14 protein-coding genes are annotated in these 14,168 nt (G+C 63.9%); 5 read left to right on the forward strand and 9 right to left on the reverse strand.

All coding sequences use genetic code 11. The features are described 5' to 3' along the window. Positions 1–70: 70 nt before the first annotated feature. From K3165_RS13380 to K3165_RS13395, 4 genes are all read right to left on the reverse strand, one after another. A complete protein-coding gene (locus K3165_RS13380) occupies positions 71–1,291 on the reverse strand; it encodes a murein hydrolase activator EnvC family protein (RefSeq protein WP_221549380.1) in 1,221 nt (406 codons plus the stop codon). A gap of 18 nt (positions 1,292–1,309) precedes the next feature. Next, complete coding sequence (locus K3165_RS13385) at positions 1,310–1,732, reverse strand: 23S rRNA (pseudouridine(1915)-N(3))-methyltransferase RlmH (protein WP_221549381.1); 423 nt, start codon at positions 1,730–1,732, stop codon at positions 1,310–1,312. Positions 1,733–1,864: 132 nt separating this feature from the next. Further along, positions 1,865–2,224, reverse strand: a complete 360-nt coding sequence (gene rsfS, locus K3165_RS13390; RefSeq protein ID WP_247711320.1) for a ribosome silencing factor — start codon at positions 2,222–2,224, stop codon at positions 1,865–1,867. A 129-nt stretch (positions 2,225–2,353) separates the two neighbouring features. After that, positions 2,354–3,013, reverse strand: a complete 660-nt coding sequence (locus tag K3165_RS13395) for a nicotinate-nucleotide adenylyltransferase (RefSeq protein WP_345721232.1) — start codon at positions 3,011–3,013, stop codon at positions 2,354–2,356. A 337-nt stretch (positions 3,014–3,350) separates the two neighbouring features. Between K3165_RS13395 and K3165_RS13400 the strand changes: the two genes are divergently transcribed. Then, positions 3,351–4,439 carry a M23 family metallopeptidase gene (locus tag K3165_RS13400; protein WP_221549494.1) on the forward strand — a complete coding sequence of 363 codons (1,089 nt, stop codon included), beginning with the start codon at positions 3,351–3,353 and terminating at the stop codon, positions 4,437–4,439. Between the two features lie 19 nt (positions 4,440–4,458). After that, positions 4,459–4,854: a bactofilin family protein gene (locus K3165_RS13405; RefSeq protein WP_221549383.1), complete on the forward strand. Its 396-nt coding sequence runs from the start codon at positions 4,459–4,461 to the stop codon at positions 4,852–4,854. Between the two features lie 70 nt (positions 4,855–4,924). Here the strand turns inward: K3165_RS13405 and K3165_RS13410 are convergent, their stop codons facing one another. Together K3165_RS13410 and K3165_RS13415 are read right to left on the reverse strand one after the other, a co-directional pair. Next, positions 4,925–6,592, reverse strand: coding sequence for a long-chain-fatty-acid--CoA ligase (locus K3165_RS13410; RefSeq protein WP_221549384.1), 1,668 nt, complete (start codon positions 6,590–6,592; stop codon positions 4,925–4,927). 94 nt (positions 6,593–6,686) lie between these two features. After that, the gene (locus K3165_RS13415; RefSeq protein WP_221549385.1) at positions 6,687–7,412 is read right to left on the reverse strand and encodes a DUF1013 domain-containing protein; all 726 of its coding nucleotides are present in this window, start codon (positions 7,410–7,412) and stop codon (positions 6,687–6,689) included. 174 nt (positions 7,413–7,586) lie between these two features. On the opposite strand from K3165_RS13415, the gene K3165_RS13420 reads away from it, so the two are divergent. After that, complete coding sequence (locus K3165_RS13420) at positions 7,587–8,210, forward strand: hypothetical protein (RefSeq protein WP_221549386.1); 624 nt, start codon at positions 7,587–7,589, stop codon at positions 8,208–8,210. Here the strand turns inward: K3165_RS13420 and K3165_RS13425 are convergent. From K3165_RS13425 to K3165_RS13435, 3 genes are all read right to left on the reverse strand, one after another. Continuing rightward, positions 8,207–9,190, reverse strand: coding sequence for a glycosyltransferase family 4 protein (locus tag K3165_RS13425; RefSeq protein ID WP_221549496.1), 984 nt, complete (start codon positions 9,188–9,190; stop codon positions 8,207–8,209). The two genes, K3165_RS13420 and K3165_RS13425, sit on opposite strands and share 4 nt — an antisense overlap. A gap of 89 nt (positions 9,191–9,279) precedes the next feature. After that, positions 9,280–10,158, reverse strand: coding sequence for a UDP-2,3-diacylglucosamine diphosphatase (locus K3165_RS13430; RefSeq protein WP_221549387.1), 879 nt, complete (start codon positions 10,156–10,158; stop codon positions 9,280–9,282). A 99-nt stretch (positions 10,159–10,257) separates the two neighbouring features. Continuing rightward, the gene (locus tag K3165_RS13435) at positions 10,258–11,238 is read right to left on the reverse strand and encodes an NAD(P)H-quinone oxidoreductase (RefSeq protein ID WP_221549388.1); all 981 of its coding nucleotides are present in this window, start codon (positions 11,236–11,238) and stop codon (positions 10,258–10,260) included. Between the two features lie 132 nt (positions 11,239–11,370). Here K3165_RS13435 and K3165_RS13440 point away from each other — a divergent pair, with 132 nt between their 5' ends. After that, positions 11,371–11,571: a DUF1192 domain-containing protein gene (locus K3165_RS13440; protein ID WP_221549389.1), complete on the forward strand. Its 201-nt coding sequence runs from the start codon at positions 11,371–11,373 to the stop codon at positions 11,569–11,571. 142 nt (positions 11,572–11,713) lie between these two features. Then, on the forward strand, positions 11,714–14,110 hold the full coding sequence (gene clpA / locus K3165_RS13445) for an ATP-dependent Clp protease ATP-binding subunit ClpA (RefSeq protein WP_221549390.1): 2,397 nt from the start codon (positions 11,714–11,716) through the stop codon (positions 14,108–14,110). Positions 14,111–14,168 lie beyond the last annotated feature (58 nt).

Raw genomic sequence — 14,168 nt, forward strand, 5'->3', positions numbered from 1 at the left:
GAATGAAAGATGAGCCGATTGGCGCGCCGATGGCCACGCAAATTCGACGAACGTACCGTTTCTGGGCGTCTCAGCGCTGGAAATCGAGCGGATTGACCCGATTCCCGCCGCGGCGCAGCTCGTATTCGATGCGCGGGCGGCTCGGCGGGGCGAGGCCGAGGGGTGAACCCGCAGTGACCTGCTGGCCGACCTCGACGTCGAGACGGCCGAGACCGGTGACGAGACTGGTCCAGTTGCCCTCGTGCTCGACGATCAGGATGTTGCCATAGCCCGCATAGGGTCCGGCAAACGCAATGCGGCCCGGTGCGGGAGCGACGACTTGCGCACCCGGTCGCGGTGCGATTGCGATTCCGGAGGCTCGACCACCACTCGTGTCGGCCTCGCCGAAACCCTCGACCACCCGGCCCGCCACGGGGAGCAGGAAGCGGTCGGGAGAATTCGCGCTCGCAGTGGCTCGCGCAGGTACAGGTGCCGTCACGGTGCCGGGATCGGCGGGGCGAGCGACCGGACCATCGAGCTTTGCAAGACGCGTCCTCAGCGATCCGGCCTGCTCCATCCGGCCGACCAATGCGTCGAGATCGCGGGCTTCTTCGCCCAGTTCGACGGCCAGTTCCGCCTCGCGATTGGCGCCGCCTGCGGCCTGCCGCGCAAGGATGCGTTCTTTCTCCGCCATGGCGACGACGTCGCGGCGGCGGCTTTCCAGCCTCGCTTCCGCCTCGCGCCTTTCGGCAAGCACTGCCTGCCGTTCGCTCTCGAGCGCCCTTGCCCGGTCGAGCTCGCCGCGCAGGGCGGCCGTGCGCTGTCGGACCACCGGAACCGCGCTTTCGAGGACGGCCCTTGTGTGCACGACGTCGCGAAGGCTTCCGGGTTGCAGCGCCGAAAGCACGAGCGGCCGGTTGCCCATGGCCTGCAGCGCCCCGGTCAGGCGGGCGAGCGGTTCCCGCCGCTCTGCCAACCGCCGGTCGAGCGCGCTGCGCCGTTCTTCGACGAGGGAGAGTTCCGCCTCCGCCGCGGCGATCCCGGCCTCCGCCTGCTGGACGCGCGCCGCGAGGGCGGCGGCTTGCTGGAGCGCCTGCTGGGCCGCGAGATTCGACTGCTGCGAGCGTTCCTCGAGCTGTTCGGCGCGAAGGCGAGCATTGCGCTGCTGCTGGCGTGCAATTTCGAGCGCCTCGCGGGCGCTGGCGGTATCCTCCACGCCCGAAATATCGGTAGAGGTTTGAGCCTCAAGACCCTGAAAAGCCAGCGCTAGTGCTCCACTAAGGGCAAGGCAGGCGATAGCGGCGCGGTTCATGACGTCATTCCTGCATCATTATCCGCTGCGATGGTAGGGGTGACCGGCGATGATCGTCGTCGCGCGATACAGCTGTTCGGCCAGCATGGCACGGGCCAGCAGGTGCGGCCAGGTGGCCTTGCCGAAGGCGAGGAGCAGGTCCGCATCGCGCCGTTCTTCCTCGGAATGGCCGTCGGCTGCGCCCAGCACGAAGCGGCACTCGCGCATGCCGTCATCGCGCCAGTGCCCGAGGATTTCGGCGAGCTTCTCGGACGAGAGGTCCTTGCCGCGCTCGTCGAGCAGCACGGTCTTGTAGGGAGTCTGCGGATCGGGAATACGCCCGCCCGTCTCGGGGAGTTCGGTGAACTTCACCGGCCATGTCAGCCGCTTCTCGTACCGCGCAACGAGATCGGCCTCGGGAGAACGGGCGATCTTTCCTCTAGCGATGACATGAAGAAGCAAGAGCAAACCCCTGAAACTCGAAGGTTCCTGGTCACGGCAGTCAGAGGGCGACTGCCCGCCCGCAGGTGCTCGACGCGACCCGCGTCGAAACAGCACCGAGGACGCGCCGACGGAGGTCGGCGCGCAAAGCTATCACGCTGTGCCGGCCACCGGCGGTGCGTCGCCGAACGCCCACATGCGTTCGAGATTGTAGAAACTACGCACTTCGGGGCGGAAGAGGTGAACCACGATGTCGCCGGCATCGAGCAGCACCCAGTCGGCCTGCGGCAAGCCTTCCAGCTTCACCGGGCCATAGCCGTTCTGCTTGAGCTTCTCGGCAAGTTTCTGCGCGATCGAGGCGACCTGGCGGGTCGAACGACCCGAGGCGATCACCATGTAATCGGCAATCGAACTCTTGCCCTCGAGATCGATGGTCACGACCTCCTGGGCCTGGTCGTCGTCGAGCTGGCCGAGCACGAAATCGAGCAGTTCCTGCTTGTCGGGCTTAGCCATGCGTACCACCTTCGCGGTTTCGTTCCCGGATGCAGCCGGGTCTGTATGCGCCTGAGTCATAGGCGATTGCATTACTCCTGAGTTTGTAGGCCCTTAAGATAGGGTGCATCGTGGAAAGGACAACGCTCGTCATGGCGTGGCCGTTTCCTCCTCCGAGGGAATCGGATGGTGTGTCACCTGATCTCGCAGGGAAGAACCGGCGTGGCGCGATGCCCAGTCGGGGTCGGCGCGGCGGATGGCCGTGGCCGAACGCGGGTCGGGATCGAAACGCAATGTCACCAGTGCCGGTGCGCTCCATTCGCCCCTGTGTCGAAAGCTGGAAAGAGGAACCGAAAAGCGCCTCAGCCAGGCCATCGCGGGGCTTGCGACAGCATCCCCGTCATAGCCGGGCCGCGCGATCACCGCAATCGGCATCGCGTTTGCGATCCCCCGCCAATCGCGCCAGCGGTGGAACTGGGCGAGGTTGTCGGAGCCCATCAACCAGAGGAATTCGTGCCGTTTGAAGCGGCGCTTGATCGCCGCGAGCGTGTCGACCGTGTAGCGCGTGTCCAGCTCGCGTTCGATCGCGGTGACCCGGATCGGCGCCCGCCTGGCCTGCGCCATGGCCGAGGACACGCGGGCCGCGAGCGGCGCCATGCCCTTCTTAGGTTTCAGCGGATTCCCGGGAGAAACGAGCCACCAGATCTCGTCGAGACCGAGCGCTTCGCGCGCAAACAGCGAGATTCGCCGGTGGCCGCCGTGCGCCGGGTTGAAGCTGCCTCCGAGCAGGCCGATGCGGCTCATGCGAATCGTGTCGGGCTGTTGCCGGTCATGTTCTCCCGCCTAACAGCGATGCGCCGCCCTGTCAGCGTCGTGGGAACGTTCACGAGTCGCGAGCGGAAATTAACCTCTTGGCAACTTTTGTGGCGCGCCGATGAACGAAAATTCCGTCTCGGCGAAACGCTTCGTCCCGTCGAAGCATCGACTCGTGGATTCCACGGGAACTAGGATTCGATTTCGTTAAGGTTTGCCTCTAGGGCTTATGGCAGGGTCAAAGACCAAGGGACGGGTCGTTTTGGATAAAGATAGCGCCATTGGCGGCTGGGCAAGCCGCATCAACAGCTGGTTTCCGGATCGCGAATTTTTCATGCGATCGGAAGGCCAGGTACGCTTCATCACCATTTCATCGCGCGTGCAGAAGGCTGCTGCAGCCACTGCGCTGTTCGTCATGCTGGTCTGGGCCGTATCGCTCGCAGTCGCAGGCTGGGCGCAGTACAGCGCTTCGGCCGACCGCCAGTCGCTGCTGAACCGCGAAGCCAAGGTCGCAACCTCCGAAGAACGCCTCGCCGCTTACGGCGACAACCTCGAAGCGGTCAGCGAAGATCTCGACCGCCGCATGGAATTCATCGAAGGCGTTGCCGAGCTGCTGCCCGAGAACATGAAGGTCGATACCGCGATCAGCGATTCGACCGGCGAAGCCGCCGCCACGGTCGAAAAAGTCAGCGCCGCATTTCCGCAGGCCGCCGAACTCGCCCGTATCGAAGCGCGCCAGCTCGCCATCGTCGAAGGCCTGACGCGCTACGCCGACTGGCGTTCGGCCCGCGCTGCCGAAGCGCTCAAGAAGCTCCAGCTCAATCCCGACGCAGTCGTCCGCCGCGCCAACAACCAGGCGATGGGTGGTCCGCTCGAAGGCCTTTCGACCAGCGCCGACGGCAGCATCGACCCGCGTTTCGAACGCCTCGGCCTCTCGATGGCCCGCATGACTGCACTGGAAAGCGCGCTTGAAGGGGTTCCCCAGGTCGCTCCGGCTCGCCGCGACATGATTTCCTCGGGCTTCGGCTATCGCCGTGACCCGTTCAACCGCCGCGCCGCCATGCACAAGGGCCTCGACTTCCGCGGCGCCACCGGCACCCCGATCTACGCCGCCGCCAAGGGCCGCGTCACTTTCGTCGGCTGGAAGGGCGGCTACGGCAAGACCGTCGAAATCACCCACGGCAATGGACTCATGACCCGCTATGCGCATATGTCGCGCTTCAACGCGAAAGTCGGCGACCGTGTCGCACCGGGTGAGACGATCGGCGCGATCGGCAGCACCGGGCGTTCGACCGGCCCGCACCTGCACTTCGAGGTCCGTATCAACGGACGGGCCGTAAACCCCCGTACCTTCCTGGAGACAGCCCCCAATGTTCTCGAAGAAATCCGCCGAGCACCAGAGCTCGCCCACGCCGCCCACTAATCCAGGACGCAATTCCTCCATGGCCTCCAAAAGCAATTCCACCTTCTCGGTTCTCGGTTCCGACCTCGCCATCAAGGGCGACATCAAGGCTTCGGCCGACCTGCATGTCGACGGCAGCATCGAAGGCGACATCGCCTGCACCAGCCTCGTCCAGGGCGAAACGAGCAAGGTAACCGGCGCGATCTCGGCCGAAAGCGCGCGTCTTGCTGGTACGGTCGAAGGTTCGATCACCGCACGCGAGCTGGTCATCCTCAAGACCGCCAAGATCACCGGCGACGTGTTCTACGACGCGCTGACCATCGAGCAGGGCGCGCAGGTCGAAGGCCGTTTCGCACACCGCGATCCCAAGAAGAGCGCGCAGCCGGCCGCCAAGCCGCAGGGCGACAGCAAGCCCGAGCTCCAGCTCGCCAACTGAGTTTTCTCCCTAGGAGAGGATTGGGCCGCCCCGCGCTAGACGGGAGCGGCCCTTTCTTTATGCGGGCGGGCTAAATGCCCAGCTCGGCGCGCAGCGCCTTGCGATCGAGCTTGCCAACCAGTGTCTTGGGCAATTCGTCGCGGATCACGACGCCCTCGACCCGCTCATGCTTACCGACGCGGGCGTTCAGCCATTTGGCGAGGTCTGCAGCAGACGCGGTGTTGTCGTTTAGCGTCACATAGGCGCGTGGCCGTTCGCCGAGGTAATCGTCCGGCACGCCGATCACGAGGACCTCTTTCACCGCTTCATTCTCGAGCAGGACGTCCTCGACCTGGCTCGGGAATACCTTGAAGCCGCCGACCGCGATCATGTCCTTGATGCGGTCGACAATCTCGAGAAAGCCGTCCTCGTCCATCACCGCGACATCGCCGGTGCGCAGGTATCGCTTGCCGTCGCGGGTGACGAAGGTGTCGGCATCGGTTTCGGGCCGGTTCCAGTAGCCGCGCATGATCTGCGGACCGTGGACGGCGAGTTCGCCCGGTTCGCCTTCGGCGGCGAGCTTGGTGGGGTCTTCCTTGTCGAGGAAGATCACCTCGGTGCCCATCACGAGTTGCCCGATCGTGCCCTTCTTGCGCACGCCCCTGTAGGGATTGGCCGAGACGACGCCCGAACTCTCGGTCAGGCCGTAACCTTCGACCACGCGCACGCCCGTCACTTCCTCGAACTTGTCATGCAGCGGGGCCGGCATCGGCGCGCCGCCGGAAATGCAGACCTTGATCGAGGAGACGTCGGTCTTGGCCATTTTCGGATGGTCCAGCAGTGCCTGGAACATTGTCGGCACGCCCGGGAAACCGGTCGTCTTGTACTTCTGGATGGTGTCGAGCACCTGCCCCGCCTCGAAACGCGGCACCATCGCGATCGACGCGCCGGTCACCATCGCGTGGTTGAGCAGCGCGGTATTCGCAAAGACATGGAAGAAGGGCAGCGCGCCCATGAAAACTTCCTCGTCCAGTGTGCCGAAAGGGTTGAGGCCGGCAACCTGCTGCGCATTCATCGAGAGTTGCGAATGGCCGAGCATTGCTCCCTTGGGCCGCCCGGTGGTCCCGCCGGTATATTGTAGCAGGGCGATGTCGTCATCGACGTCGATAGTGGGAAAAGTCGCGCCCGTAGGATCGACGAGCAGGTCCGAGAATGCGAGCGTATCGGCTTTCCACGCGACGCTTGCGACCTTGCGGCGGCCAAGCGTCTTGAGCGCGAGCTTCTTGTGCCACGGCAGCATGTCGGCGAGCGAGCCGACCACAAGCGTCTCGAGTTCCGACTGGTCGAGCACGGCAGACGCCGTCGAATAGAGTTCGGGCACGTCTACGGTCACGAGCAGGCGCGTTCCCGAATCCGCGACCTGCCATGCCAGTTCTTCCACCGTGTAGAGCGGCGAGAAATTGACGACGATCGCGCCCGCCAGCATCGCCCCGTAATAGGCGGAGGCATAGATCGGCACGTTGGGCAGGAACAGGCCGACCCGGTCGCCCGGCTCTATCCCGCGCGTGATGAGGCCGGCGGCGAAACGCTTCGCTTCTTCATGGATGGATGCATAATCATAGGTCCGGCCAAGAAAATGCAGGAATGGCGCTCGCGGGTTCTTGGCAGTCGTGTGCGCCAGCATGTCGGGCAGGCTGGCCGGCTCGAACTTCGCATCCCAGGGTGTGGGATGGTGGTACACGTAACTATTTACATCCATGTCAGTAGCATGGAGCAACATCGCTTAAACGCAAGTAAAAAGGGCGGGAAAAGCGCCCAGCCTTTCCCGCCCTTTCAAATGTTTCGCATGACGATCAGGCTTCGTCCGCGCCCTCGCCCGCTTCTTCGGCGGCGCGCTTGGCAGTGAGCCATGCCTCGGCTTCGGCTTCCTGCGCAGCTTCGGCGGCTGCCTTTTCGTTGGCATCGCGTTCGGCGCGCAGTTCCTCGATCAGCTTCTCGCGATCGCTAACGCCGCTAGGAGCTGCAGGGGCTTCTGCGCCTTCTTCGGGAGCCGGAAGGTTCTTCGCGGCCTTGGCGACCACGGCGTCGAGTTCGCGCTGCGAGCACAGGCCGAGCGTCACCGGATCCTTGGGCTGGATGTTCTGGATGTTCCAGTGGCTACGCTCGCGAATCGCGGTGATCGTGTTGCGCGTGGTGCCGATCAGCTTGGAGATCTGCGCATCGGAGATTTCCGGGTGGCTACGCAGCAGCCAGGCGATGCCGTCGGGCTTGTCCTGACGCTTCGACACCGGCGTGTAACGCGGGCCCTTGGTGCGGCTGACCGCGACGGGCGCGCGCTGCATCTTGAGGCTGTATTCGCTGTCGGCCTCGCCCTTGGCGATTTCTTCCTGCGTCAGCTCGCCCGAGTGGAGCGGGTCGCGGCCCGTGTATTTGCTGCCCGCCAGATCGTCGGCCATGGCCTGCACTTCGAGGATATGGAGGCCGCAGAATTCTGCGATCTGCTCGAAGGACAAGCCGGTGTTGTCGACCAGCCAGGTGGCGGTCGCATGCGGCATCAGCGGAGTGGGTTGGTCGGCCATTTAAGCGCCTTTGCTTAAGGGTATAAAATATAAGGGCCGCCCCTTGCGGAGCGGCCGTTGCACCCTGCCATGTAGGCGAGCGCTACGGATTCGGCAAGCACGGCTGCGTAAGCTGCGGTTTTTTAACGATTTGCCGCTATCTCGCAGGCGACCGGAACGTATGCGGGGGACGCAATGAAAAAATCAGCCATTCTTATCGCCAGCCTGGCACTGACCGCCTGTGGGGAGAGCGGTCCAGACTTCGATGTCGGTGTGCGCGGCGACGCGGCGGCCATCAAGCAGGAGCTGGCGCAAATCGCCGGCGGCACTTCGGGCATAGGCGGCGTAGCCCCGATCGCCCTATCGAGCGAAGGCGACAGCCTCGTGTTCACCGTTCCCGCCAAGGACGGGTTCGACCCCGGTCGGATCAAGATGGATTTCTCGCAACGTGAGGAACTCACCACGGTGGCAGTGACCGTCGACATGCCGATGGTACCGATGGGCGAGAACATGGTGCTGAGCGAAGAGAAGGTCGAATTCGAACTTCGCAAGGCGCTCAAGGTCTGGGGCAAGAAATACGGCGATTTCGGTGCCGCGGCCAGCCGCGACACGCTCGATGCCAACATGGCGGCTGTCGCGATCGCGGCGCAGGGTGCGGATACGGGAAGCCTGTTCTACACCGGTGGCACCAGCGACTGGGCTGCAGGCAGCACCAGCGACTGGGACGATGCCAGCTATGACGATGGCGGCGGCTGGGGTGAGGGCAGCGGCACGGACGACTATTACGCCGACGACGGCGGCTGGGGCGCCGGCAGCTAGTCTGCCAGCGCGCCGGGCTCCAGCTCGGCAAGGCCTGCAAGAAACTGGTCGGTCGCCGCTTCCCAGCTGAAGCGTGCGCCGTAATCCGCGCATGCCCTGCGGTCGCAATAGAGCGCCGCGTCGATCGCCCGGTCGAGATCCTCGGACAGCGCGCCGACCTCGTCGACCACGATATCGCGCGGCCCCGCGACGGGGAATGCCGCAACCGGAGTGCCGCAGGCCAATGCCTCGATCATCACGAGGCCGAAGGTATCGGTCCTGCTCGGGAAGACGAACACGTCGGCCCCTGCATAGCATCCCGCCAGCTCGCGGCCCGACTTTCGGCCGAGGAAGAGCGCTTCGGGATAGCGGGCCTTGAGGCGATCCAGCGATGGTCCGTCTCCGACGACGACCTTGCTGCCCGGGTGTCCGGCCTCGAGGAAGGCCTCGATATTCTTCTCCACCGCGACACGCCCGACATAAAGCTGGATCGGCCGCGGCAGGTGGGCGAATTCGCGCGGCGGCGGGGCAAAGGGGTCGAAACAGTCGAGATCGACGCCGCGCGTCCAGTGGTGGAGCTGCGCAAGACCGTGACCGCGCAGTTCCTCGCGAATGCTGTGGGTGGCGACCAGCACACGGCTCGCAGGGCCATGGAACCACTCGATATAGCGCCAGAACCACTGCGCCGGCAGGTGCGTGCGCTTGGCGACATAGTCCGGAAACTGGGTGTGATAGGCGGTGGTGAACGGCGTCGCGCGCCGGTTGCAATAGCGCCGTGCCGCAAGGCCGAGCGGTCCCTCGGTGGCAATATGGATCGCGCCCGGCGCGAATTCGCGCAGCTTGCGGGCGACGGCGCCCGGCCGGCTCAGTGCCAGCCGGATCTCGGGATATGTCGGACAGGGGATCGAGGCGAACTGGTCAGGCGAAACGACCATGACCTCGTGCCCCTGTGCACGCAGGATGTCGCAGGTCGTCGTCAGCGTGCGGACCACACCGTTCATCTGCGGGAGCCACGCATCGGTCACGATCGCGATCCGCTGGCGTGGCGGCAACGGGGTGCCCGAAGGCAGGGGCCGGTCTTCGGGCAACTTCACGCAGCTTCCCGTTTCAGCGCAGGCTCGCGGCGGGCCACTTCCTCGGGCCAGTGCAGCAATTCCATCGTGCCGTCGAAATGCTCGACCAGCGCGTTGCAGCCTTCGACCCAGTCGCCGTCATTATAGTATTCGACCTTGCGTCCCTCATGGGTGAAGTCGCGGATCTCGGCAGTGTGGATGTGGCCGCAGACAACTCCGTCCACACCGCGCTCACCGGCCGCGCGCGCGACGACTTCCTCGTATTTGGAAATGAACTCGACTGCGTTCTTGACCTTGTGCTTGGCCGCCTTGGAAATCGACCAGTACGGCAAGCCCAGCATGCTGCGCACGCGTGCAACCCAGCCGTTGAGCTTCATCATCAGGTGGTAGAGCGCGTCACCCACGAAGGCGAGCCAGCGGTGGGCCAGCATGATCGTGTCGAATTCATCGCCATGTAGCACCATCAGGCGGCGCCCGTCGGCGGTGTCGTGGAAGGCGGCGCGCATGATCTCGACGCCGCCGAAGTTCATTCCCGCAAACGGCCGGACCATCTCGTCGTGATTGCCCGGGATATAAACGATCCGCGTGCCGCGGCGCGCGCGCTTGAGGATACGCCAGACGATGTCGTTGTGTTCGGGCGGCCAGTAGAACTTCTTCTTCAGCCGCCATCCGTCGATAATGTCGCCGACGAGGTACATCGTTTCGCTGTCGGTGTGGTCGAGGAAGTCGATCAGCAGCTCGGCATTGCAGCCCTTGGTGCCGAGATGGACGTCGCTAATCCAGATCGTGCGGTACTTGCGCCGCTCGTCGACGATCCTTTCGGGGACGCTCGGTTCGACTGGCGGAAAGCCCGCCACATTGGTGAAATCGGTAAGGTCATTGGGCAGCCGAGTCATGGTCCATCCCCCATGCTGTTTGAAGGATGCCATGACAGGCGATTGTTACGCGCGAACCTCCATTCCGTTACGGAATGGCGTCTTTGCTACCGTTTCGAGTCAGGATTCTTCGCGTACTTTCAGCACGATCTTGCCGATATGATCGCCGCCTTCCATCCGCGCATGGGCGGCTGAAACCTCCGCCAGCGGGAAGATCTTGTCCATCACCGGGGCAATCGTGCGATCTTCGATCAGCGGCCAGGCGTGATTGTAGATCTCGTCCGCGAGCAGCGCCTTGAACTCGTCCGAGCGCGGGCGGAGGGTCGATCCGGTCATCATCTGGCGCTTGCTCATCAGCTTGGCCATGTTGATTTCCGCCTTCAGCCCGCCGAGCACCGCGATGGTGACATGACGTCCGTCTTCGGCGAGGCAGTCGAGATTGCGCTGGACATAATCGCCCGACACCATGTCGAGAACAACGTCGACACCCTTGCCCTCGGTGAATTTCTTCACCTCCTCGACGAAGTCCTGCGTCTTGTAATTGATCGCAAGGTCGGCGCCCAACTCGCGGGCAGCGTTGCATTTTTCCTCGCTCCCGGCCGTCGTGACGACCGTCATCTCGAACGCCTTGGCGAGCTGGATCGCCATGGTGCCGATACCGCTGGTGCCGCCATGGACCAGCAGGGTCTCGCCATCGGCGGCAAAGCCGCGTTCGAAGACATTGTGCCAGACGGTGAACAGCGTTTCGGGGATCGCCGCGGCGTCCGCCATGTCGAGATGGCGCGGTACGGTGAGGCAATGCGCCGCATGGGCGAGGCAATATTCCGCATAGCCACCTCCGCTCACCAGCGCGCATACACGGCGGTTGAGCATTTCAGGGGCCACGCCTTCACCTACGGCCACCACCTTGCCGGCGACCTCGAGCCCGGGAATGGGCGAGGCGCCCGGCGGCGGCGGATAGAAGCCCTGCCGCTGGATGACGTCGGGACGGTTCACGCCCGCGTGGCTGACCTCGATAAGCACCCGGTTCGGGCCCGGATCGGGCACAGGCAATTCTTCTGGCCGGAAAACTTCCGGACCGCCCGGGTTGTCGTAACCCATTGCAGTCATTGTCTTGGGTAGACCAGTAGCCAAGAAAGCCCCCTCGAATGCGTGACGTCGTGCCAGAGAAACGGTGCATTACCGTGGGCCTCGGTTGACAGCAACCGGCACGAGGAGGATTGTGGACGGGCAATGGAAGACGACGATCGTCCACGCCCCAAAGGCGACGCCGCGAGCAAGCTCGCAGCCGAGGATCTCGGCCCCTACTCGCAGGATGAACTGCAAGAGCGCATTGCCCTGCTCGAACGCGAGATCGCCCGCGTTGAATCGCACCGGCTCAAGGCCGCCGCCCACCGCGATGCAGCCGATGCGCTGTTCGGGCGAAAGGATTGAGCGTGCCGGAGGGGCTGACATTCCGCCGCCCGCTTCCCATATCATTGGCCATATCCTCGGAACATACAGCTTTGGCTAACCTTCATAAGGTAGCCTTTCCCTTGCTCGCACTGCTGCGAGTCCCCTGAAAAGCAGAGACCAGATGCCTAGTTTTGCCGCGAATCTCGAAAAGACCCTCCACGCCGCCCTCACCGACGCGGGCGAGCGGCGTCATGAATACGCCACGCTCGAGCACCTGCTGCTCGCGCTGATCGGCGACGAGGATGCAGCGGCGGTCATGGCCGCCTGCGGGGTCGACACGGGCGAACTGGCTGCGGTCGTGAAGCAGTATCTCGAACAGGAATACCAGTCGCTCAAAAGCGACGACGGCGCCGATCCGCAGCCCACCGCCGGTTTCCAGCGCGTGATCCAGCGCGCCATCCTGCATGTCCAGTCTTCGGGCAAGGACACGGTCACCGGCGCAAACGTGCTGGTCGCCCTGTTCTCCGAACGTGACAGCTATGCCGTCTATTTCCTGCAGCAGCAGGACATGAGCCGCCTCGATGCGGTGAGCTATATCAGCCACGGTATCGGCAAGGGCGGCAAGCAGGTCGAGAACAAAAGCCCGCAGGGCGCCGAAGAAGGTGCAGCTGCCGAACCGGGCGCAGAAGGCGGCAAGCCTGGCGAGAAGAAGGAAACGGCGCTCGACCAGTTCACGGTCAACCTCAACCAGAAGGCAGAGGACGGCCGGATCGACCCGCTGATCGGTCGCGGGCCTGAAGTGGACCGCACGGTCCAGATCCTTTGCCGCCGTTCGAAGAACAATCCGCTCTACGTGGGCGATCCGGGCGTGGGTAAGACCGCGATTGCCGAAGGTCTTGCGCGCAAGATCGTCGAAGGCGACGTGCCCGACGTGCTCGAAGACGCAGTGATCTACTCGCTCGACATGGGCGCGCTGCTTGCCGGCACGCGCTATCGCGGCGACTTCGAGGAACGCCTGAAGCAGGTCGTCAACGAACTCGAGGACATGCCCGAGGCGATCCTCTTCATCGACGAGATCCACACCGTGATCGGTGCCGGCGCGACCAGCGGCGGGGCGATGGACGCTTCGAACCTGTTGAAGCCCGCGCTGTCCAGCGGCAGCATTCGCTGCATCGGGTCAACGACTTACAAGGAATTCCGCAACCACTTCGAGAAAGACCGCGCATTGCTGCGGCGCTTCCAGAAGATCGACGTCAACGAGCCGACGATCGAGGATACGATTGCGATCCTGAAAGGCCTGCGTTCGGCCTTCGAGGAACATCACAAGGTCAAGTACACGCCCGACGCGCTCAAGACCGCCGTCGAGCTGTCGGCGCGTTACATCAACGACCGCAAGCTGCCCGACAAGGCGATCGACGTCATCGACGAAGTCGGCGCGATGCAGATGCTGGTGCCACCCAGCCGCCGCAAGAAGAAGATCACCGCCAAGGAAATCGAAGCGGTCATCGCCACCATGGCGCGGATCCCGCCCAAATCGGTGTCGAGCGACGACAAGAAGGCGCTCCAGAACCTCGACCGCGACCTGAAGCACGTCGTGTTCGGGCAGGATGCTGCCGTCGACAAGCTTTCGACCGCGATGAAGCTTTCGCGTGCAGGCCTGCGCGATCCGGACAAGCCGATCGGCTCGTTCCTGTTCTCCGGCCCGACCGGCGTCGGCAAGACCGAAGTCGCGCGCCAGCTCGCCAGCATCATGGGCATCGAACTGAAGCGCTTCGACATGTCCGAATACATGGAGCGTCACAGCGTTTCGCGTCTGATCGGTGCGCCTCCGGGCTATGTCGGATACGACCAGGGCGGCCTGCTCACCGATGCCATCGATCAGAACCCGCATTGCGTGTTGCTGCTCGACGAAATCGAGAAGGCGCATCCCGACCTCTTCAACATCCTGCTGCAGGTGATGGATAACGGCCGCCTGACCGACCATCACGGCAAGACGGTCGACTTCCGTAATGTGGTGCTCATCATGACCACCAATGCGGGCGCGTCGGACATGGCCAAGCAGGGCATCGGCTTTGGCGACGTGTCGAAGGAAGATGCGAGCGAGGAAGCGGTGAAGCGCATGTTCACCCCCGAATTCCGCAACCGCCTCGATGCGATCGTGCCCTTCGGCTACCTCGGCAAGAGCACCGTTGCCCGCGTCGTCGACAAGTTCATCCTCCAGCTGGAACTGCAGCTGGCCGAACAGAATGTCGACATCCAGTTCGACAAGGAAAGCCGCGCATGGCTCGCCGACAAGGGCTATGACAAGCTCTACGGTGCCCGCCCGATGGGCCGCCTGATCCAGGAAAAGATCAAGCAGCCGCTCGCGGAAGAACTGCTGTTCGGCAAGCTTTCTGATGGCGGCGAGGTTTCGGTGACGATGAAGGACGGCAAGCCCGCATTCGAACTCACTCCTGCCCCGCCAAAGGCCAAGGCTGAGCCCAAGAAGAAAGCCTCAGCGAAGAAGAAGGCCGCGCCCAAGAAGAAGCCCGATGCCGGCGCCAGCGAGAGCAAAGGCGGCGACAAGGACGAAGGCTAATCCTTCCGGCCGATTCGCCAAGCGAAGCGAAATGTGATTGAACCTCCCCCGCTCACTG

It is taken from the genome of Qipengyuania xiamenensis (genome assembly GCF_019711495.1).
Lineage (GTDB): Bacteria > Pseudomonadota > Alphaproteobacteria > Sphingomonadales > Sphingomonadaceae > Qipengyuania > Qipengyuania xiamenensis.